The 19,934-nt window shown below is 74.5% G+C and carries 19 protein-coding genes; 14 read left to right on the forward strand and 5 right to left on the reverse strand.

Annotated features, from left to right (window positions below; translation table 11 throughout):
* Positions 1 to 98 precede the first annotated feature (98 nt).
* The 4 genes from ABT026_RS15565 to ABT026_RS15580 all read left to right on the forward strand — a co-directional run bounded on the left by ABT026_RS15565 (position 99) and on the right by ABT026_RS15580 (position 6,077).
* A complete protein-coding gene (locus ABT026_RS15565) occupies positions 99 to 1,553 on the forward strand; it encodes an FG-GAP-like repeat-containing protein (RefSeq protein ID WP_351114930.1) in 1,455 nt (484 codons plus the stop codon).
* A gap of 342 nt (positions 1,554 to 1,895) precedes the next feature.
* On the forward strand, positions 1,896 to 4,568 hold the full coding sequence (locus ABT026_RS15570; protein ID WP_351114931.1) for an FG-GAP-like repeat-containing protein: 2,673 nt from the start codon (positions 1,896 to 1,898) through the stop codon (positions 4,566 to 4,568).
* A gap of 330 nt (positions 4,569 to 4,898) precedes the next feature.
* A complete protein-coding gene (locus tag ABT026_RS15575) occupies positions 4,899 to 5,102 on the forward strand; it encodes a cold-shock protein (protein ID WP_043247736.1) in 204 nt (67 codons plus the stop codon).
* Between the two features lie 105 nt (positions 5,103 to 5,207).
* Positions 5,208 to 6,077 carry an NAD(P)H-binding protein gene (locus ABT026_RS15580; RefSeq protein WP_351114932.1) on the forward strand — a complete coding sequence of 290 codons (870 nt, stop codon included), beginning with the start codon at positions 5,208 to 5,210 and terminating at the stop codon, positions 6,075 to 6,077.
* 57 nt (positions 6,078 to 6,134) lie between these two features.
* On the opposite strand, the gene ABT026_RS15585 is transcribed toward ABT026_RS15580, so the two are convergent.
* Together ABT026_RS15585 and ABT026_RS15590 are read right to left on the reverse strand one after the other, a co-directional pair.
* Positions 6,135 to 7,091: a hypothetical protein gene (locus ABT026_RS15585; RefSeq protein ID WP_351114933.1), complete on the reverse strand. Its 957-nt coding sequence runs from the start codon at positions 7,089 to 7,091 to the stop codon at positions 6,135 to 6,137.
* 67 nt (positions 7,092 to 7,158) lie between these two features.
* Positions 7,159 to 7,668: a SigE family RNA polymerase sigma factor gene (locus ABT026_RS15590; RefSeq protein ID WP_351114935.1), complete on the reverse strand. Its 510-nt coding sequence runs from the start codon at positions 7,666 to 7,668 to the stop codon at positions 7,159 to 7,161.
* 178 nt (positions 7,669 to 7,846) lie between these two features.
* Here ABT026_RS15590 and ABT026_RS15595 point away from each other — a divergent pair, with 178 nt between their 5' ends.
* From ABT026_RS15595 to ABT026_RS15610, 4 genes are read left to right on the forward strand one after another with little or no spacing between them, the layout of a single operon-like run.
* On the forward strand, positions 7,847 to 8,251 hold the full coding sequence (locus ABT026_RS15595; protein WP_351114936.1) for a TOBE domain-containing protein: 405 nt from the start codon (positions 7,847 to 7,849) through the stop codon (positions 8,249 to 8,251).
* Positions 8,248 to 9,036: a molybdate ABC transporter substrate-binding protein gene (gene modA / locus ABT026_RS15600; RefSeq protein WP_502967987.1), complete on the forward strand. Its 789-nt coding sequence runs from the start codon at positions 8,248 to 8,250 to the stop codon at positions 9,034 to 9,036. Before ABT026_RS15595 ends, modA begins: the two co-directional genes overlap by 4 nt.
* Complete coding sequence (gene modB, locus ABT026_RS15605; RefSeq protein ID WP_351114937.1) at positions 9,033 to 9,836, forward strand: molybdate ABC transporter permease subunit; 804 nt, start codon at positions 9,033 to 9,035, stop codon at positions 9,834 to 9,836. The genes modA and modB overlap by 4 nt, the downstream gene beginning before the upstream one ends.
* 56 nt (positions 9,837 to 9,892) lie before the next feature.
* The gene (locus ABT026_RS15610; RefSeq protein ID WP_351115046.1) at positions 9,893 to 11,020 is read left to right on the forward strand and encodes an ABC transporter ATP-binding protein; all 1,128 of its coding nucleotides are present in this window, start codon (positions 9,893 to 9,895) and stop codon (positions 11,018 to 11,020) included.
* On the opposite strand, the gene ABT026_RS15615 is transcribed toward ABT026_RS15610, so the two are convergent.
* Positions 11,015 to 11,179 (reverse strand): hypothetical protein, encoded by a 165-nt coding sequence (locus tag ABT026_RS15615; RefSeq protein ID WP_351114938.1) that lies wholly within the window; start codon positions 11,177 to 11,179, stop codon positions 11,015 to 11,017. The two genes, ABT026_RS15610 and ABT026_RS15615, sit on opposite strands and share 6 nt — an antisense overlap.
* A 238-nt stretch (positions 11,180 to 11,417) precedes the next feature.
* Between ABT026_RS15615 and ABT026_RS15620 the strand changes: the two genes are divergently transcribed.
* Complete coding sequence (locus ABT026_RS15620) at positions 11,418 to 13,178, forward strand: glycoside hydrolase family 13 protein (RefSeq protein ID WP_351114940.1); 1,761 nt, start codon at positions 11,418 to 11,420, stop codon at positions 13,176 to 13,178.
* 106 nt (positions 13,179 to 13,284) lie between these two features.
* A complete protein-coding gene (locus ABT026_RS15625) occupies positions 13,285 to 13,599 on the forward strand; it encodes a DUF6401 family natural product biosynthesis protein (protein WP_351114941.1) in 315 nt (104 codons plus the stop codon).
* A gap of 315 nt (positions 13,600 to 13,914) precedes the next feature.
* Here ABT026_RS15625 and ABT026_RS15630 read toward each other — a convergent pair whose 3' ends face one another.
* Together ABT026_RS15630 and ABT026_RS15635 are read right to left on the reverse strand one after the other, a co-directional pair.
* On the reverse strand, positions 13,915 to 14,676 hold the full coding sequence (locus ABT026_RS15630) for a mechanosensitive ion channel family protein (RefSeq protein ID WP_351114943.1): 762 nt from the start codon (positions 14,674 to 14,676) through the stop codon (positions 13,915 to 13,917).
* Positions 14,677 to 14,753: 77 nt separating this feature from the next.
* Positions 14,754 to 16,091 carry a PP2C family protein-serine/threonine phosphatase gene (locus tag ABT026_RS15635; protein WP_351114946.1) on the reverse strand — a complete coding sequence of 446 codons (1,338 nt, stop codon included), beginning with the start codon at positions 16,089 to 16,091 and terminating at the stop codon, positions 14,754 to 14,756.
* Between the two features lie 276 nt (positions 16,092 to 16,367).
* Between ABT026_RS15635 and ABT026_RS15640 the strand changes: the two genes are divergently transcribed.
* The 4 genes from ABT026_RS15640 (at position 16,368) to ABT026_RS15655 (ending at position 19,929) form a co-directional block, all read left to right on the forward strand.
* The gene (locus tag ABT026_RS15640; protein ID WP_351114947.1) at positions 16,368 to 17,114 is read left to right on the forward strand and encodes a hypothetical protein; all 747 of its coding nucleotides are present in this window, start codon (positions 16,368 to 16,370) and stop codon (positions 17,112 to 17,114) included.
* A 108-nt stretch (positions 17,115 to 17,222) separates the two neighbouring features.
* Positions 17,223 to 18,263 (forward strand): hypothetical protein, encoded by a 1,041-nt coding sequence (locus ABT026_RS15645; protein ID WP_351114949.1) that lies wholly within the window; start codon positions 17,223 to 17,225, stop codon positions 18,261 to 18,263.
* Positions 18,264 to 18,273: 10 nt separating this feature from the next.
* A complete protein-coding gene (locus ABT026_RS15650; protein WP_351115047.1) occupies positions 18,274 to 18,774 on the forward strand; it encodes an SseB family protein in 501 nt (166 codons plus the stop codon).
* 177 nt (positions 18,775 to 18,951) lie between these two features.
* Entirely contained in the window at positions 18,952 to 19,929 is a 978-nt protein-coding gene (locus ABT026_RS15655; RefSeq protein WP_351114950.1) for a pirin family protein, read from the forward strand.
* The last annotated feature ends 5 nt before the right edge of the window (positions 19,930 to 19,934 follow it).

Below are 19,934 nucleotides of genomic sequence, written 5' to 3' on the forward strand. Positions count from 1 at the left end.
GGGTGGGCGGTCCCACAGGTGAACGCCGCGGGGCCGCGACATGCCGTCCCGTCGCGGCCCCGCCCGGTCCACCCCTACCCCTCGCCCAGGAGCCCTTCGTGCGCACTCGGATCCGCAGGTACGCCTCAGCAGCAGCCGTCGTCGCGGCGGTGACCGCCGTACCGCTCCTCGCCTCGCCGGCCTCGGCGGCCGTCCCGCCCCCGTCGGTGAGCGACTTCGACGGTGACGGCTACGCGGACCTCGCCGTCGGCGTCCCCGACGGCACGGTCGACGGCCACGCCAAGGCGGGTTACGTGAACGTCGTCCGGGGCGGCCCGAAGGGGATCGGCGCCCACGGGAGCCTGCGCGTCAGCCAGGCGACGGCCGAGGTCCCCGGTTCCCCTGAGGCCGGGGACCGGTTCGGCGCCTCGGTGGCGCTGGTGGACATGAACGGGGACGGCATCGCCGAACTCCTGGCGGGCGCGCCCGGCGAGGACGTGAACGCCTACCCCGACGCCGGGTCGGTCGTCGCCGTCGCCGGGGCCAGGAGCGGCACCCGCCCCGCCTCCGTGGTCGCCACCGGGCGGGCGGCGTCCGCGTCGTACGGCCTGTCGGTGGCCGGCGCCGACCTGACCGGCGACGGCAGCAGGGACGTCGTGATCGGCGGGAAGGGCACGGTGGTGCTGCGCACCGCCGACGGGCTCTCCGGCACCGTCGTCACCGACCACATGGGCAGCCGCGCCCCCTCGCTGGCCGCCGGTGACTTCGACGGCGACGGCACGCAGGACCTGGCGGTCGGGTACTGGTCGACCACCCCGTACGTCCGCTCGCACGTGCGCCTGTACCGCTGGGACGCGGCCGAGCAGGCCGTCCAGAACTTCTGGAACACCGACAACGCCGGCGTCTCCGCCCTCGCCGCGGGCGACTTCGACGGCGACGGCCACGACGACCTGGCGCTCGGCGAGTGCCGTGAGATCGCCGACGAGAACATCGACGACCCGTGCGGCCCCGAGGAGTTCGCCGCGGGCGGCGGGATCCACATCCACTACGGCGGCACGCCCTCCGGCTCGTTCGGGTTCCGTCACCAGACGCTGGGCCAGGACAGCCCCGGCGTGGCGGGCGTCGCGGAGTCCGGCGACCGCTTCGGCGCCGCCCTCGCCGCCGCGGACGTGGACGGCGACGGCCGGGACGACCTGTACGCGGGCGCCCCCGGCGAGGCGATCGGCACCCGGTCCGGTGCGGGCGCCACCACCCTGCTGTTCGGCGGTCCGGCCGGCCTGTTGGACGCCTCGGGCCGGGGCCGCTCGGCGGCCCTCAACCAGGGCACCCCGGGCGTGCCGGGCGCCGCGGAGGCCTCCGACGCCTTCGGCGCCGCCGTCGTCACCGGCGACTACGACGGGGACGGCGCGGTGGACCTGGCGGCCGGCTCGCCGGGCGAGAACGCGGGCTCGGGCGGGGTGTGGCTGCTGCCCCGGGCGGGCGCGGCGGGTTCCTTCGCGATCACCCCCGGGAAGCTGGGGCTGCCCTCGCCGTCGAGCGCCCTCGGCTACGGACGGCACCTCCACAGCAGGTGACGGGCCGTCGGCCGACGCGGCCGGCGGTCTGAGGGGGCAGCGCCCCCGGGTCCGGAACCCGGCGCTCCGGGTCCCGGACCCCCGGGGGAACCGGGCGGCCCATGAATTGACCACCGTCTCCCGTGCAACCTTTGCCACGCCTGCTCAGTCATGTACATGAGGCCGGGGGACATGCCGTGGGCGCGCGCGTCGTGACCCGTCGAGGCGCCGGGCCGGCCGCACCGTCCGTGCGGGGCCCAGGCCGCCTCCGTCCCCTGCCTCCTGTCGACGCACCGAGGCGTCGACATACGTGAGGTAGGAGCTTTGACACGTCGTACGACACATGCCTACCGCCCGCTGAGCATGAAGCGCAGAGCCTGGATCACCCTGGGCGCCGTGCTCCTCGGCGGCGGTGGCGTGGCCACTTACGCGATGGCCGACCCGCCGGCCGACACACCGGCCGACGCGGCCCGTTCCAAACGCCCGGTCCGGGTCTACGACCTCTCGCTGCCGGGCAGCGGCGCCAAGAAGGAACTGCCGCGCACCACGACCAAGCTCTTCTCGCTGCTGGGCGTCTCCTGGGACGCCGCCGAGAAGCCGCTCGAGGGCACCGCGCAGGTGCGCACCCGTAGCGCGGAGACCGGCAAGTGGACCGGCTGGAAGGACCTGGAGTTCCACGCCTCCCCGCCGGAGAAGCCCACCGCCGAGATGCGCGGCGCCTCCGAACCGCTCTGGGTCGGTCCGTCCGACGGCGTCGAGGTGCAGGTGGTCCGCGAGGACGGCAGCACCACGGCGATGCCCAAGGGCATGCAGGTCAACATGGTCGACCCGGGCGTCGTCACCACCGCGGAGACGAAGTCCACGGACGTCCAGGTCGAGCCGGCCGCCTTCGCCGCGGCGAGCGACGAGAGCGAGTCGCCCACCCCGGCGGCCACCGAGCCCGCCCCCGAGGCCACCGAGCCGGCCCCGGAGAACACCGAGGCCGCCCCCGAGGTCACGGAGCCCGTCGGGGAGACCACCTCGCCGGCCGCCGAGCCGACCGGTTCGCCCTCGGTGACGCCGTCCGAGACGGCCCCGACCAAGCCGGCCGCGCTCCCGTCCACCGTCACGCAGCCCCCGATCATCAGCCGGGCGCAGTGGGGCGCGGACGAGTCGAAGGTCGAGGACCCGGCCGAGTACATCGAGAAGGTCCAGGCGGTCTTCATCCACCACACGGTGGGCTCGAACAGCTACAGCTGCGCGCAGTCCGCGTCGCTGGTGCGCGGCGTGATGGAGTACCACGTCAACGTCGAGGAGTGGAACGACCTCGGCTACAACTTCCTGGTCGACAAGTGCGGCCAGATCTTCGAGGGCCGCGGAGGCGGCGTCGACCTCCCGGTCAAGGGCGCCCACACGAAGGGCTTCAACAGCTACTCCACCGGCATCGCCTTCCTCGGCGACTTCGAGGGCGTGGACGGTCACACGGTCGGGAAGCCGACCCGTGCGGCGCTGGAGTCGGCGGCCCGCGTCGCCGCGTGGAAGCTCGGCCAGTACGGCGGCAACCCCACGGGCAAGGTCACGCTGACCGCCCAGGAGAACACCGGCGTCTGGGACAAGGGCGAGTCGGCCACCCTCAACGTGATCTCCGGTCACCGCGACGCCTTCGCCACCGTCTGCCCCGGCGCCACCCTGTACTCCAAGCTCGGCGAGATCCGCCGGGTCGCGGCGAGCCCGCTGCGCAACGCGGCCGTCCCGACCGCCGACTTCAACCGTGACGGCATCACCGACCTGGTGGCCGGCGTCCCGCGCTCCTCGAGCAGCGCGGGCAGCGTCGTGGTCGTCCCCGGTTCCACGGACGGTCCCGACGGGCCGCTGCGCAAGGTGATCTCGCAGAGCACCGCGGGCGTCACCGGCGCCTCCGAGGCCGGCGACAACTGGGGCGCGGCCAGTGCCTGGGGCGACGTCGACGGGGACGGCTACGCCGACCTCGTGGTCGGCGCGCCGGGCGAGGACACCGGCGCCGGCGTCGACGCCGGAGGCCTCGTCGTCCTCCACGGTCCCGCCCTGACCGCCCGCACCGCGGTCGTCACCGACCCCGTCGCCAAGGCCGGCGCCAAGCTGGGCGGCACCGTCGCGGTCGGCGACTTCGACGCCGACGGCAAGGCGGACGTGTTCGCGGCCGGCACCGGCAACGGCGGCGTCTGGAGCACCAGCCTCAGCGGCAAGGGCACCCAGAAGGGCACGCTCACCAGCGCCACCGGAGCCGTGGCCTACCTGGACTCGGCGACCGGCGACTTCAACCGCGACGGCTACGCCGACGTGGCGCTGAACTACCGCGACCAGTCCTCCGTCGGGCGGGTCACCTGGTTCAAGGGTTCCGCGGCCGGCCTGGTGAAGGTCAGCGTCCTGTCCGTCAAGGGCGGCCGCTCCATCGCTGCGGGCGACGTCAACGGCAACGGCTACGACGACATCGTCATCGGCCAGCCGTACACGGCGGAGTCCGGCGCCAAGGCCGGCGGTCAGGTCACCGTCGTCCCGGGCACGTCCACCGGCTTCACCACCACCGGGATGAAGACCGTCCACCAGGACACCTCCGGCGTCCCGGGCACGGCCGAGAGCGGCGACGCCATGGGCTGGTCGGTGTCGGCGGGCGACTACAACCTGGACGGCTACGCCGACGTCCTCACGGGCGCGCCCCGCGAGGACATCACCCGCAGCGGCAACCGCGCCGACGCGGGCATGGTGTTCCTGCTGAAGGGCAGCTCCTCCGGCCTCACCGGCACCGGGGCGCTCGGCTACAGCCAGGACACGGCGGGCATCAGCGGCTCGACCGAGACCAACGACCGGTTCGGCTCCTCCGTGGTGCTCCAGGACCTGTCGGGCTGGGGCCGGGCGGACCTGGCCATCGGTGCGGAGGGCGAGGACGCCTACAACGGCACCGTCTTCCAGATGGACTCCGGCGGCTCCGGCGTCTCCACCGAGGGCGGCGTCTACTACGGCCGCTCGGTCCTCGGCACTCCGGCCGCCGGCTACCTGGGCCAGACCCTGACCCCGTAGCGGTGACGGCGTCGCGGCGTGAGCCGTGACCGGCCGGGCCGGGAAGCGACCTTCGGGTCGCTTCCCGGCCCGGCGCTTTTTATTCCACTACCGGCATGAATTTCCGAACAGTTTTCGCCGCGACTTCCCGCCACGACGGCTCGACTTTTCGCGCGACCCCTGTGCTACGGTGGTGACCAGTTGCAGTTTTGGTTACCAGAGACTTCTTGAGTGCTCTCAGACGACCTTTACGTCTAACGGGAGCACTCTTTTGTATTTCCGGACATTGCCAGAGCAGCGACCCCGGGGCCACGAGGTGTGGTCTCGGAAACTGCCCAGAGGGAGATTCACATGGCATCCGGCACCGTTAAGTGGTTCAACGCGGAAAAGGGCTTCGGCTTCATCGAGCAGGACGGCGGCGGCGCCGACGTCTTCGCCCACTACTCGAACATCAACTCCTCCGGCTTCCGTGAGCTCCAGGAGGGTCAGCGCGTGAACTTCGACGTCACGCAGGGCCAGAAGGGCCCGCAGGCGGAGAACATCACCCCCGCCTGACGCGTACCGCGCTCCGCGCACCACGCATCACCGGGCCGGGCCCGCACTCCTCGTGAGTGCGGGCCCGGCCTGTTGCGTGCCGGAGGGGCAAGGGATGCTGGTGCCATGCGCATGGTCGTGACCGGGGCCACCGGTAGCTTGGGCACGCTGGTGATCGACGGTCTGCTGGAGAGGGTTCCGGCGGACCGGGTGGTCGCGGTGGTGCGGGACAGGGAGAAGGGTGCGGCGCTCGCCGCGCGGGGCGTGCGGCTGACGACGGCCGACTACGACGCCCCGGACACCTTCCACGGCGTCTTCCGCGCCGGCGACCGGGTCCTGCTGGTCTCCGGCAACGACGTGACCGCGGACCGGGTCGCACAGCACCGCACGGTGGTCGACGCGGCCGCCGTGGCGGGGGTGGGACTGCTGGCGTACACCAGCGTGCCCGGCGCGTTCCAGGCCCGCCTGGCCGACGCCCACCGGCGCACGGAGGGCCTGATCCTCGCCTCCGGCCTGCCGTACACGCTGCTGCGCAACAACTGGTACACCGAGGTGTTCACCGAGCAGCTGCCGCTGGTGCTGTACCTGGGCGCGGTCGCCCGGGCCTGCGCGGACGGGCGTGTCGCCTCCGCCTCCCGCGCCGACTACGCCGCCGCGGCCGTGGCCGTGCTCACCGGCCGGGGCCACGAGAACCGGACGTACGAGCTCGGCGGCGACACCGCGTGGAACCTGGCCGAGTACGCGGCCGAGGTGAGCCGCCAGGCCGGCCGGGAGGTCCCGTACCGGGCGATGACCTTCGACGGCTACCTCGCCCACCTGATCACCGCCGGACTGCCCGAGCGGGCGGCCGAACTGCTCGCGGGCGCGGACGTCTCGGTGGCCCGCGGCCAGCTGTCCGCGACCCCCGGCGCCCTCTCCCGCCTGATCGGCCGCCCGACCACCCCGATGCACCGTTCCGTCGCCGAGTCCGTGGGGGCACTCGCCACCGCGTGGTGAACGGGGCGGGGCGGCGCCCCGATCCCCCCGCCGCCCGGGGTGAGCGCCGGCCCGGCGTCAGGCCCAGGCCCTCCACCCGGGTGCGGCGGCCAGGGCGGCCAGTTGCGTCTGGGTGTAAGGGGGCGTGGCGAAGAGGGCGGGTCCGTACTTGCCGTCGGCGCCGTTGACGGCCGTGATCACCACCCGGGTGCCGTCCCCCCGCAGGACGTCGGCGATCCGCCGGACCAGCTCGCCCTCACGTTCCTCATAGGTGATCAGCATCGAACCGTCGTCGAGGTTCCGGGCCGAGCAGGAGGCCTGGCGCACACCGGCCGTCCTCCGTCCCGCGCAGGAGTAGAAGTCCCGCAGGGCCTCCTCGTCCACCTCGGGCGCCTCGGCGGGCCCGGCCTTCCGCCGCGCGGCCTCCTTGTCCCCGGGCGCCGCCTCCCTGCCACCGGGCGCCGCCTCCCTGCCACCGGGCGCCGCCTCCTTGCCACCGGGCGTGTCCGCCCGCGCCCCGGGCGGGGCCTCCTTCGACGGGTGCCTGCGCATGGCGAACTGGAAGTCGCCCTGCACGTCGGCCTGGACCTCCGCCCCGTCGGCCAGCAGGCGTGCGCCCGCACCCGAGCCCGGTGCGTCGCCGTCCCACTTCTGCCGGCCGCTCACCGCCGGATCGCCGGGGAGCAGCGCCTCCAGGGTCCGCAGCACCGTGGCTCCGGTGACCGGCGTCCGGTCGGCCGCGGCCGAGGACGCGGCGACGGACGAGAAGTCCGGGACGACGACGCCCCGGGCGGCCTCGGCCGGCGCCCGACCGGGACTGCCGCCCACGGCCAGCGCCCCGGTGGTCACGCCGCCCGCCACCACGAGGGCGGTGACGGTGCGCGTGACCCTCCGGCGGACGCGCATCCGCCTCCCCTGGGCGAGCCCGCCCCGGACCAGCTCGGCGGGCGGGATCACGTCCTGTGCGCACTCCTCCAGCAGGGCGCCCACCCGGGCGCCGAGTCCCTCGTCGGGGCGTTCCACTCGGTTGTCCATGGCTGTCCTGGCCTCTCTCGTCCGTGGGGACCGGATGGCGGGCGGCGCGGCCCGCCCTTCGTTCGACTCACTCACCGACCAGCACGTCCCGTTCGCTCTCGAGCGCCGCCCGCAGCCGGTCCAGCGCCCGTACGCTGCGGACCCGCACGTTGCCCGCGCTCATGCCGAGTTCGGCCGCGGTCTGCTCGACGCTGCGGTCCTCCCAGTACCGCAGGACGACCACGGCCCGGTCCCTCGGGGAGAGCCGTCCGAGCGCGTCCAGCAGGGCCACCCGCAGCGCCGGGTCGGGGCCCGTCCTCGCCCGGTCGGGGAGGGTGCCGGTCGGTCTCTCACCGGTCCGGCGCAGCCGGACGTGCGAGAGGTAGGCGCGGATCAGCACGGTGCGGGCGTAGGCCTGCGGGCTGTCCGCGCGGCGCACCTTGGACCAGGAGACGAACATCCTGCCGAGCGCCGTCTGCACCAGGTCCTCCGCCAGGTGCCAGTCGCCGGAGACCAGCAGAGCGGTGCGGAAGAGGCGGGGACCTGCCTCTTCGAAGAACCTCTCCGCCTCTGCCTGCCGGCGTGCCGCTCTGCTCATGGACTGCTCCTCCTGGGCCTCGGGCGCGTGCTCACACCCCTTTGACGCGCCGGGCCGGGAGCGGCGTTACACAGGGGCCGGAGAAAACGTGCGCCGCGTCGACTCCAGGACCGCAGATGCCGGGGAAAAACCGGCGAAGGCTGGCATGCGCGGCGGTAAGTGCCATAGGTTGACGCACATGCGTGAGTACTCCATAGCTCGGGCGGCCCGGTTGCTGGGGGTCAGTGCCGACACGGTGCGGCGATGGGCGGACGCCGGGCGGCTGGCGACCCGGCGGGACGACGGGGGACGCCGGGTGGTCGACGGGCAGGACCTCGCGGCCTTCGCCGTGGAGCTGGCCCGGCAGGGCGACGAGGAGCGCCCCGCGTACACGTCGGCGCGCAACGCGTTCGCCGGCATCGTGACCGGGGTGACGCTGGGCGACGTGGCGGCCCAGGTGGAGATCCAGGCGGGCCCGCACCGGCTGGTGTCGCTGATGACCCGCGAGGCCGTGGAGGAACTCGGCCTGGAGGTCGGCGTGGAGGCCACCGCCCGGGTGAAGGCGACCAGCGTGCACGTCGACCGGCCGGTGGAGCAGCGGTGAGGCGCGGGCGGCGGTGGACCGGCGCGGCCCTGGCGGCGGCCGTGGTCCTCACCGGGTGCGGCGCGCAGGAGGCGGAGCCGACGGTGACCGTGTTCGCCGCCGCCTCCCTCAAGGAGTCCTTCGGCACCCTCGGGGAGCGGTTCGAGGACGAACACCCGGACGTCAACGTCGAGTTCAGCTTCGGCGGCAGCGACACCCTGGCCGCGGGCATCACCGGCGGCGCCCCCGCCGACGTCTTCGCCTCCGCGGACCAGGCCACCATGGACCGGGTCACGCAGGCGGGCGAGACGTCCGGGCGGCCCGAGGTGTTCGCCCGCAACCGGCTGTCGATCGTCACCCTGCCCGGCAACCCGCACGGTCTGCGGAGCCTGGGCGACCTGGCCCGCCCGGAGCTGAAGGTGGTGCTCTGCGACGTCTCCGTGCCGTGCGGCGCGGCGGCCCGCAAGGCGCTGGACACCGCCCGGGTCCGCGTCCGGGCCGCCTCCTACGAGCAGGACGTCAAGGGCGCGCTGACCAAGGTGCGGCTGAAGGAGGCCGACGCGGCGCTGGTGTACGCCACCGACGTGAAGGCGGCGGGCGACGCGGTGACCGGCGTGGAGTTCCCCGAGGCGGACACCGCGACGAACAGCTATCCCATCACCGTCCTGAAGAACGCGCCGCAGCCCGAACGCGCCGCCGAGTTCGTGGAGTTCGTCCGCTCGGCGGAGGGCCGCCGGGTGCTGCGCGAGGCGGGCTTCCTGGACCCGGACCCGGACCCGGACCCGGGCGCCCCGGGTTCACGGTGAGCACCGCCCGGCCGGCCGCGCGCGCCCCGCTGGCCCTGCTGGTGCCCGCGGCGGCAGGTCTGGTCTTCCTGCTGTTGCCGCTGGCCGCGCTCCTGCTGCGCGCGCCGTGGGCCGCCCTGCCCGCGCAGCTCGGCAGCCCGCGGGTCTGGGAGGCGCTGCGGCTGTCGCTGCTGACGGCGACCACGGCGACCGCGCTCTGCCTGGTGCTGGGCGTGCCGCTGGCCTGGGTGCTGGCCCGCACCGACTTCCCCGGCCGGCGGCTGGTGCGCGCCCTGGTCACGCTGCCCCTGGTGCTGCCGCCGGTGGTCGGCGGTGTCGCGCTGCTGCTCGCGCTGGGCCGGGACGGCGTGGTGGGCCGGCTGCTGGACGACTGGCTCGGCGTGACCCTGCCGTTCACCACGGCGGGCGTGGTCGTCGCCGAGGCGTTCGTGGCGATGCCGTTCCTGGTGATCAGCGTGGAGGGCACGCTGCGCGCCGCCGACCCGCGGTTCGAGGAGGCGGCGGCCACGCTGGGGGCGTCCCGGTTCACCGCCTTCCGGCGGGTGACGCTGCCGCTGATCGCCCCGGGGGTCGCCGCGGGCGCGGTGCTGGCCTGGGCGCGGGCGCTCGGCGAGTTCGGGGCGACGATCACCTTCGCGGGCAACTTCCCGGGCCGCACACAGACCATGCCGCTCGCCGTCTACCTGGCCCTTCAGAGCGACCCGGCCGCCGCCGTCGCGCTCTCCCTGGTGCTGCTGGCGGTCTCGGTGGCGGTCCTCGCCGCGATGCGGGACCGGTGGACGACGGGAGTGGGGGCGTGACGGAGGACGCGGCGGCTGCGGACCGGCCGGCGGGAGACGGTGCGACGGAGAACGGCGTGGCGGGAGACGGCGCGGCGGGGGACGCGGCTGTGGCGGCGAGCGGCCCGGCGGAGGAGGGGCTGGACGCACGGTTGGTGGTGCGGCGCGGCGCGTTCCGGCTGGACGTGACGCTGGGCGCCGCGCCGGGCGAGGTGGTCGCCCTGCTCGGCCCGAACGGCGCGGGCAAGACGACCGCGCTGCGCGCCCTGGCCGGTCTCGCCCCGCTCGACGGCGGCCGCCTGCGCCTGGACGGCGAGGACCTCGCCCCGCTGCCCGCCGAGCGCCGCCCGGTCGGCGTCGTCTTCCAGGACCATCTCCTCTTCCCCCACCTGTCCGCGCGGGACAACGTGGCGTTCGGCCTGCGCTGCCAGGGCCTGCCGCGGCGGGAGGCCAGGGCCGAGGCCGGGCGGTGGCTGGAGCGGGTGGGGCTGGCCGAGCACGCGGCGGCCCGCCCGCGGCAGTTGTCCGGCGGCCAGTCCCAGCGGGTCGCGCTGGCCCGCGCGCTGGCGACCCGCCCCCGGCTGCTGCTGCTCGACGAACCGCTCGCGGCGCTGGACGCGCGCACCCGGCTGGAGACCCGCGCCACGCTGCGACGGCACCTGGAGGAGTTCGAGGCGGTGGCCGTGCTGGTCACCCACGACCCGCTGGACGCCATGGTCCTGGCGGACCGGCTGGTGGTGGTGGAGGAGGGCCGCGTGGTCCAGACGGGCGCCCCCGACCGGGTAGCCCGTCGGCCCCGCACCGACTACGTCGCCCGCCTGGTGGGCCTCAACCTCTACCGCGGCACCGCCGCGGGGCACCGGGTGCGCCTGGACGACGGCACGGCCGCGGTGACCGTGACCGAGGACCTGTCCGGCGACGTCTTCGTGGCTTTCCCGCCGTCGGCGGTGACCCTGCACCGCGAGCGCCCGGTGGGCACCAGCGCGCGCAACGTGTGGCGGTGCCGGGTGGCCGGGATCGAGACGCACGGCGACCGCGTGCGCGCGGAGCTCACCGGCGAACTGCCCATGGCGGCCGACCTGACCACGGTCTCCGCCGCCGAACTGGGGCTCTCCCCGGGCGGGGAGGTGTGGGCCGCGGTCAAGGCCGGGCAGACGCACGCCTACCCGGCGTCCGACTCCACGGCCTCGCCCCAGGCGTCATAACCGGTCCGTCGCGCTCTCGACCGCCTCGTTCTCCGTGGTCCCGGGCCCCGGCGCCACCGTGGCCGACGGTCCCAGGTGGGCCGCCAGGACCAGGGCCGCCACCGTCACCAGCGCGGCGCCCACGGCGCGCAGGTGACGTGCGTGCGAACGTGCGATCAAGGCGACCTCGCCAAGTACGGGAAACGACATCGCGAACGACATCGGGAAACGACGGGTGAACGACGATCAACGTGCGGCTCAACCTAGGGCCGCGTCAGCCCCACGGCAAGGGGCTCAGCGGTGCGGGCACGTGGGCGGCTTTTGCGGACATGTCCGCGCGGCATGAACACGGTCGTCCACAGGTTGTGAAAAGTGGAGGGAGGTACGGGAGTACCGGAGCCGAGCCGCAGGAGTCGTCGTGACCGTCAGTCCCCCGCCCGAGCAGAACCCCGCCGAGCGCAACGCCCCCGACCTGTCGTCCAGGGACCCCAACTGGTGGCGCCAGGCGGTGATCTACCAGGTGTACCCGCGCAGTTTCGCCGACGCGGACGGCGACGGCCTGGGCGACCTGCGCGGCGTGACCCGGCGCCTCGCGCACCTGGCCACGCTGGGCGTGGACGCGGTCTGGCTGAGCCCCTTCTACCCCTCGGAGCTCGCCGACGGCGGCTACGACGTCGCCGACTACCGGGACGTCGACCCGCGCCTGGGCACGCTGGAGGACTTCGCCCTGATGGTGGCCGAGGCGCACCGGCTGGGCCTCAAGGTGATCGTCGACCTCGTCCCCAACCACACCTCGCGCCGGCACGCCTGGTTCGAGGAGGCGCTGCGGGCGGGCCCCGGCTCCCCGGCCAGGGACCGGTACGTCTTCCGTGACGGCCGCGGTCAAGGGGGCGAACTCCCGCCGTCCGACTGGCACTCGGTGTTCGGCGGCAGCGCCTGGGAGCGGGTGCCGGACGGCCAGTGGTACCTCCACCTGTTCGCCCCGGAGCAGCCCGACCTCAACTGGGACAACGAGGAGGTGCGCGCCGACTTCCGCACCACCCTGCGGTTCTGGTCGGACCGCGGCGTCGACGGCTTCCGGGTCGACGTGGCGCACGCACTCGCCAAGGACCTCACCGAGCCGCTGCGCGACCTCGGAGACCTGGCGGCCGGCGGCGACGAGGCGCTGGAGGGCATGGCCCCGGGCGAGCACCCGCTCTACGACCGGGACGAGGTGCACGAGATCTACCGCGACTGGCGCAAGATCCTCGACTCCTACTCCCCGCCGCGGATGGCGGTGGCCGAGGCCTGGGTCCCGGGCGGGCGGCGGGTGCTGTACGCGCGGCCCGACGAGCTGGGGCAGGCGTTCAACTTCGAGTACCTGCGCGCCCCGTGGGACGGCGAGGCGCTGCGCGAGGTGATCACCGCCTCGCTGGAGCAGGCCCGTACGGCGGGCGCCTCGGCGACCTGGGTGCTCTCCAACCACGACGTCATCCGGCACGCCACCCGCCTCGCCCTGCCACCGGAGGCGGACCCGGACGCCTGGCTGCTCTCCGACGGCCGTGAACCCGTCGTCGACACGGAACTCGGGCTGCGGCGGGCGCGGGCGGCAACCCTGCTGATGCTGGCGCTGCCCGGCTCGGCCTACCTGTACCAGGGCGAGGAGCTGGGGCTGCCGGAGGTCGCCGACCTGCCCGCCGAGGCGCTGCGGGACCCGATCTGGGAGCAGACGGGGCACGCCCGCAAGGGGCGCGACGGCTGCCGGGTGCCGCTGCCGTGGACGCGGGACGGCGCGGGGTTCGGGTTCGGCCCCGCTTCCGGCGGCGGGACCGGCGCCGGACCGGGCGGCGGGTCGGGCGGCGGATCGGGCGACGGACTGCCGTGGCTGCCGCAGCCGGAGCATTTCGCCGAGCTGTCCGTCGAGGCGCAGGACGGGGTGGAGGGCTCCACGCTGGAGCTCTACCGGGCGGCCCTGCGCGTCCGCCGCGGGGTGCTGAGCGCCGACGAGTCCCTGACCTGGCTCGACGGCTCCGGCCCCGGCGTCCTGCACTTCGCCCGCCCGGGCGGCTGGCAGGTCGTCGCCAACACCACCTCGGCGCCGGTCCCGCTCCCCGCGGGACGGGTCCTGCTCGCCAGCGGGCCGCTCGACGCCGCGGGCACGGAACTCCCGGCGGACACCACGGTGTGGCTGAAGGCATGAAGGCGTGACACCGGCGGGCGGCCCGGCTAGGGCGCGGCGGGGCGTGTGACGGGCTCCATCCCCGGCCGGGCCCCGCGGGAGACCGGCCCCTGCCTACCGTGGGGGCATGTCCCCGCTGGCCCGGATCGCCCGTACCTTCACACCGCGCTTCGCCGAATTCGCCTTCGAGCCCGGCTTCACCGCAGCCGTGGACCAGCACGTGGCGGAGCTGCGCGACCGGCTCTCCGCCGCCGGCCCCGCCGCGACCCTCACCCCGGCCGCACCGGACCCCGCCGACCTCACGGACTACGCGCTCGGCTTCCTCGACGCGCTCGACGACCTCCACTGGCGTGAGCCCCCGGGCCACGACTACGCCGTCTGCCGCCTCACCGCCATCACCTGGCTCATCCACCACCACAACCTCCTCCCACCCCGCCCCTGAGCGACAGGGCTCCGGAGCACCGCGCCACGCCCCCACCCCCTGCGGGCGGCTGGGCCGCCCAGGGGGCGATGGGGGTACCCGCTCCGCTGCGGACGGCAGGGCCGCGCAAGGGGCGATGGGGTACCCGCTGCGGGCGGCTGGGCCGCCCAGAGGGCGGCACGGGCGGGCGCAGGGCGGCGCCTCCGCGGCGAGCGGCTCGCACAACCTCGCCCGAGCCGCGGCTCGCACACCCACCGAGCCCCAGCCTTCACGTACGCCCCCGCACCAGGTGCGGCACCCCGGCCCCACAGGGGCGGGCCCCCCGGCGGGAGGACGTCACCCGTCCCGAGGGCGGCGCCCACCCCCGCGGCCCGCCTCCCCCTCACGTTCCGCCCGATACGCCGCCACCCCACCCCGCGCCGCTGCGACCTCCTGCTCCGTCCGCGTCAGCCACCGCTCCCACCGCGACCGCATCGGCCCGATCAGTCCGCCCCCGACCCCCACCACCGCGATGCCGCCCGCGGTCGCGAGCCCCGTGTAGAGCACCGGAAGCACCACCCCCGTCGCGATCCCCGCCTGGCTCAGCGCCGCGACGGACCCGAGGACCAGGACGACCGCCCACAGCACGCGCGCCACCGCACCGCCGTACGCGGCGGACGCGAGCACCGAGCCCACCACCTTGCGCACCGCGTCCGCGACCGCCAGCGTGACCACCACCAGCACCACCGCCACGATGCCGCGCGGCAGCCACGCCACCACCCCGTCGATCATCGCGCCCAGCGGGTTCGGCCCGAACGCGCCCAGCGCCAGCCGCAGCACCGCCAGCATCAGCAGGTAGAACACCAGCCGGCTGACGATCCCGGTCAGGTCGTGCGGCGCCTCCCGCAGCAGGCGCCGCACCCCCGACCGCTCCGCCAGCCTCTCCGAGCCGGCCGTGCGGAGGACCCGGTCCAGCACCTTGGCAGCCGTCCTGGCGACGGCCCATCCGAGGACCAGCACCACCAGGAACGCCGCCAGCCGCGGCACGAACCCGACGACCCCCGACCAGGCGTCGTCCAGCCCTTCGGTGAGGTCCACGGCCACGCGTCGCGGAACCATCGGCGGAACCCCTTCCTCACGCACCCTCCGGTGCCCTCACCACGTCCTCCACGCCCGCCCGTCCGGCGCCCCCGCTCTCACCCTTCCTCGGTCACCCGCCTCCGGCGCCACGTCCGGACCCGCTGCGGCCCGGGACGGAACCGCCCGGGCGACCGCGCCTCCCCGACAGCGCCGACGCGCGCCGGGCCCACGCCTCCCGCGACCTCCGCCCCGCCCACGTCCTCTTCGTCGTCGTCGTCGTCGTCGGGATCGTCCAGCGACCTCGCCGACCGCCGCCACGGCGGGGGCTCGTCCGGCCCGGGGCGCCGGACGCAGAAGATCGTCGTGTCGTCCCCCAGGTGGTCGTCGGAGTGCAGCAGCACCCCGTCCCGCACGAACCGGGCCATCCCCCGCGGCCTGCGCAGCGTGGGGCTTCGCGCGGCCGCACGAGCGACCTCCTCACGGAGCGGGTAGAACTCCCCCGCCTCGTTCCGCGCCTCGGTCACCCCGTCGGTGGTGAGCAGGAGCGTGGATCCCACCGGCACGGTGGCGCGCACCACGGGCGGCCTGAGGTCGGCGACATCGCTCATCCCCAGCGGCAAACCGTGCGCGCCGCCCAGCGGACCGCACTCCCCCGAGGGGCTGATGAGCAGCGGTGGCTCGTGACCGAAGTTGACGATCTCCACGACGCCCGGCTCGTCGGCCGGGAAAGACAGCATCACCGCCGTGGCGAACCGGTCGCGGTCCTGCTCGGCCCCCAGGTCGAGGCGGTAGGCGACCTGCCGTTTCAGCCGGATCTCCAGCCGGCCGGCGACCACCGACAAGGACCGCTCGTGGAACCCGGCCTCGCGGAAGGTGCCGAGCAGGGCGGCCGCCGTCTCGACCACCTCCAGCCCCTTGCCCTGGACGTCTCCGATGAGCACCCGCGTGCCCCACGGGCTGGGCTGGATGTCGTAGAAGTCGCCTCCGACCCGCGCCTCGCTGTTGGCGGGCATGTAGAGCGCCGCGTGCTCGAGGCCGCCCAGCCCTGGCGGAAAGGGCCGCAGGACCGCGCGGCGCGTGGTGTCGGCGACCACCGACATCTGCATGAGTCTGCTCGCGTGGGTGACACGCACCACGCACGCGAAGACCGAGAGGATCCCTCCGACGATCAGCAGTACGAGAACCGGCCACACACTGACCATCGGCCGGGAGACCACGGTGACCACCCCGTAGGCGACCAGCGCAAGCACCGCAAGGGTCGCCGTCACCCGGACGCTGCACAGCGCCGAGGCCACGCCGGGGACCAGCACCAGCCAGGAGGCGGCCCGGAACCAGTCCGGCGTCGCCAACTCCGCCACGATGCCGACCACCCCGATCAGCACCGGGAGCACCCAGCTGACCGCGTGGCCGCGCCAGTAGAGGAAGCGTGTCGTCCGGACCCCCCGCACGAACACGGCACGCGGCGCAGCCGGATCGTAGACCGGACCTCCGGCGTCGCTTCTCCCTGCAGGGGGCGTGGACTGCATGTTTTCAGCGAAACACGGGCGTGGAGGGCCTGCATCCGGTCGTGGACAAGGGCGGGTTCCCGAGTTGCCCGTTCACTCGTACGGGTGTCCGCTGGATATCGGAGCCGGACTTTGTCCACAGGCCGCCGCACGTCCGCGGCATCCGTCCCATGCTCGGGGTCCGGTTCGACGACCGCCCGGTTTCCGGCGGAGAGGAGCGTTTCCATGACGTACGCGCCACACGCCCCCCGAGGCTCCCTGTCCCGGCCTCCCGGCACCTGGCACCCGGGGGCCGACTCGCGCCCGCAGGCCGACCTGCGGCTGCTGGGCGACCGCGGGACGAAGACCATGAAGATGGTCGCGACCGTGGGGTCCGGGCTGATCTACGGCTACTGGGCCGCGGCGAACACCCGGGACGGCGGACCGATCACCGGCTGGAACACGTTCTACGGCTTCATGGCGGCGCTGGCCTTCGTGCTGGCGCTGACGGCGATGCTGGCGCTCACCCCGCGGCTGTCCCGCGGCATACGCGCCGTGGCCTGGGCCGCCTTCGCCGGCATCGCGCTGGGCTTCCTGGTGAGCACCACCGACACCAGTGTCATCCGTTCCGTCGTCCTGGGGGCGGCCCTGGCGGTGGGCGTCTTCGTCTCCGCCCTCTACCGGATACAGACCCACCCGAGGCCGGGAAACGTCCGGACGGGCGACCTCGGGTATCCGCTCACCGAACGGCAGGACGCACGACGCGTCGAGGAGTACGGACAGGAGTCCTTCACGGGACGGACGGCGCCGGAAGCCGTCGGGCCCGCGGCGTCCACGTCACCCACCGCGCCGGAGTCCCCCGCCACCACCCCTGCCTCCTCCGTGCGGCCCGCGGGCTACGGCACGATCCGGCACCGCCGGCGGCGTCGCGGCGGAAAGGTGCGCCTGCTGATGCGGACGCTCAAGATGGCCCGCTCGATACGCCGTCACTGATCCGGACCCCGTGCGGCCGGGCCCTCGGCCCGGTCCCGGGGGCCGCCGCCTCACCCGGTCGGACGCGCGTCGCTCGCCCCGGCCGGGCGGGCGGCGTCTGCTGGGAGGGTGAGTCCCCGCACGCGCCGTCTCCGTGACGTGCTGTCGGCGGCCCTGACCGTCGCGGCGTGCCTCGTGCTGCCGTTCGGCGCGCTCGCCGCCTGGGCGGTGCACCAGGTCGCCGACACGAACCGGTACGTCGAGAGCATGGCACCCCTGTCCTCGGACCCCGCGGTGCGCGGGGTGATCGCGGACACGGTGGGCGCCGGGATCGTGCACGAGCTGACCGACCGGCGCGAGCTGCCCCCCTCGGCGGCGCCCTTCGTCCACAGCGCTGTGGACTCCTTCACCCGGACCGCGGCGTTCCGTGCCATCTGGGACGCCGGCAACCGGGCTTCCCACGAGGCGGTGCTGAAGGCCCTGCGTGAGCGGGGCGACGGCCCGGTCACGGTGGACCTGGCGCCGATCACCGAGCGGATCCGGCACGAGCTGGCCGACGAGAACGTGCCGCTGGCCGGCAGCATCCCGGTTCGGCACGCGCGGGTGGCGGTGCTGGAACCGCAGGAGCTGCGGCGGCTGCGGGAGGGGCTGCGCACCCTGGAGGTCGCCGGGGTGTGGCTGCCGGTGTCGGCGGGGGTGCTGGCGGTGGCCGGCATCGGGGTCGCGGTGCGGCGCCGCCGCGCCGTCACCGCCACGGCCCTCGGCACGGCGGTCGGCGGCGCGGTACTGGTGGTCGCGCTGCTGGTGGGGAGGGCCGCGATCCTCGCCGACCTGCCGCCCGGCGTCTCCCGCGCGGCGGCGGCCTCGGTGTACGACGCGCTGACGGCCACCCTGCGGCAGGTCGCCTGGTCGCTCCTCGCCCTCGGTCTCCTGGTGGCCGCCGGCACATGGCTGACCCGCCGCCGGTTCCTCCCCCGCCTGCCGCGCCGCTCGGCCGAGCGGGCCTCCGCCTCCGCCACCTCGGCCTCTTCTGCCACACCCACCACCTCTCCCACCTCCGCGACACCCACCACCTCGGCCACCGCTGTCACCCCCGTCACACCCGCCGCCCCGGGGACCGGAGAGGCCCGCTCCGCCAACCCGTCGCTTCAAGGACGCGTCGTTGACTAGTCTTTGCGGCATGTACGGCTACGACCCGAACGCCGGCGCCCAGCAGCAGTACGCCCCGCCGCCGCAGCAGCACCAGCAGCAGCCGATGGGCGGCATGAGCGGCGGTTACGGTCAGCCGCAGCAGCCGCTCTATCCCGAGCCCTCCACCGCCGCGCCCCCCTCCCTCGCGGAGGCGGTGCGCGCCTTCACCACCGGCACGATGACGGCGGAGGACTTCCACCAGGTCTTCGCCACGTCCAAGGTCTACTGCCCGCGCGGCGACAACCCGGGCTTCCTGGCGCTGCACAACACGCAGCAGCCGGTGATCCCGATGTTCACCTCGCTCAAGGAGCTGCGGCGGTACGCGGGCAAGGAGTCCAAGTACTTCGTCATCACCGGCTCCGAGGTGCTGGATCTGCTGCCCTCAGGGTACGGCTTCGTGCTGGACATGGAGGGCGAGCACCGCATGGTCTTCGACGCCCAGACCGTGGAGCAGATGGTCGACTACGCCATGCGGCGCATGTACACCTGAGCGCCGGCGCCCCGCCGCGCCCCGCCGTGGAGTCACAGGCCCGGAGGACCTCCCTCCGGGCCTTACGCGCACCCCGAGAAAGTTGAACTCTCAACTAGCGGAAAGTTCAACAATCAACTAATCTCTTCCTCGAGGATGCAGCCGCCCAGGTTGCCGCCGCACAGGAGGTACACCGCCATGCCCGCCGTGACCGTCGAGAACACCCTGGCCCTGCCCCGCGTCACCGCGCCCGCCGAGGCCACCGCCCGTCCCGTGCTGACCGTCACCACCGCGCCCAGCGGTTTCGAGGGTGAGGGCTTCCCGGTGCGCCGCGCGTTCGCGGGCATCGCCCACCGGCACCTGGACCCGTTCATCCTGATGGACCAGATGGGTGAGGTGGAGTACGCGCCGGGCGAGCCGAAGGGCACCCCCTGGCACCCGCACCGCGGCTTCGAGACCGTCACGTACATCATCGACGGCGCCTTCGACCACCAGGACAGCCACGGCGGCGGCGGCTCCATCACCAACGGCGACACCCAGTGGATGACGGCCGGCAGTGGCCTGCTGCACATCGAGGCGCCGCCGGAGCAGCTGGTGATGTCCGGCGGTCTCTTCCACGGCCTGCAGCTGTGGGTGAACCTGCCGGCCAAGGACAAGATGATGGCCCCGCGCTACCAGGACATCCGCGGCGGCACGGTCAAGCTGCTGACCTCCCCCGACGGCGGCGCGCTGATCCGCGTGATCGCGGGTGAGCTGGACGGCCACCAGGGCCCGGGCATCACCCACACGCCCATCACGATGATCCACGCGACCGTCGCCCCGGGCGCCGAGATCACGCTGCCCTGGCGGGAGGACTTCAACGCCCTCGCCTACGTGCTGGCCGGCCGAGGCTCGGTGGGCACGGAGCGGCGCCCGGTCCACACCGGCCAGGCGGCCGTCTACGGCAAGGGCACCTCGCTGACCTTCCGGGCGGACGAGCGGCAGGACGGGAACACCCCCGACCTCGAGATCGTCCTGCTCGGCGGACAGCCGATCCGCGAGCCGATGCAGCAGTACGGCCCGTTCGTCATGAACACCCGTGACGAGCTGACGCAGGCCTTCGAGGACTTCCAGAAGGGCCGCTTCGGGCGGATCCCGGCCGCCCACGGGATGACCCCGGCCGGCCCGCAGGGCTGACCCGG

The organism is Streptomyces sp. NPDC002734 (assembly GCF_040295685.1).
In the GTDB taxonomy this organism is placed as follows: domain Bacteria; phylum Actinomycetota; class Actinomycetes; order Streptomycetales; family Streptomycetaceae; genus Streptomyces.

Bases quoted from the DNA above. Each gene is read 5' to 3' on its own strand.
- ABT026_RS15570 (WP_351114931.1), top strand. From the start codon at position 1,896: ATGAAGCGCAGAGCCTGGATCACCCTGGGCGCCGTGCTCCTCGGCGGC.
- ABT026_RS15575 (WP_043247736.1), top strand. From the start codon at position 4,899: ATGGCATCCGGCACCGTTAAGTGGTTCAACGCGGAAAAGGGCTTCGGC.
- ABT026_RS15580 (WP_351114932.1), top strand. From the start codon at position 5,208: ATGCGCATGGTCGTGACCGGGGCCACCGGTAGCTTGGGCACGCTGGTG.
- ABT026_RS15585 (WP_351114933.1), bottom strand. From the start codon at position 7,091: ATGGACAACCGAGTGGAACGCCCCGACGAGGGACTCGGCGCCCGGGTG.
- ABT026_RS15590 (WP_351114935.1), bottom strand. From the start codon at position 7,668: ATGAGCAGAGCGGCACGCCGGCAGGCAGAGGCGGAGAGGTTCTTCGAA.
- ABT026_RS15595 (WP_351114936.1), top strand. From the start codon at position 7,847: ATGCGTGAGTACTCCATAGCTCGGGCGGCCCGGTTGCTGGGGGTCAGT.
- ABT026_RS15625 (WP_351114941.1), top strand. From the start codon at position 13,285: ATGTCCCCGCTGGCCCGGATCGCCCGTACCTTCACACCGCGCTTCGCC.
- ABT026_RS15630 (WP_351114943.1), bottom strand. From the start codon at position 14,676: ATGGTTCCGCGACGCGTGGCCGTGGACCTCACCGAAGGGCTGGACGAC.
- ABT026_RS15640 (WP_351114947.1), top strand. From the start codon at position 16,368: ATGACGTACGCGCCACACGCCCCCCGAGGCTCCCTGTCCCGGCCTCCC.
- ABT026_RS15650 (WP_351115047.1), top strand. From the start codon at position 18,274: ATGTACGGCTACGACCCGAACGCCGGCGCCCAGCAGCAGTACGCCCCG.
- ABT026_RS15655 (WP_351114950.1), top strand. From the start codon at position 18,952: ATGCCCGCCGTGACCGTCGAGAACACCCTGGCCCTGCCCCGCGTCACC.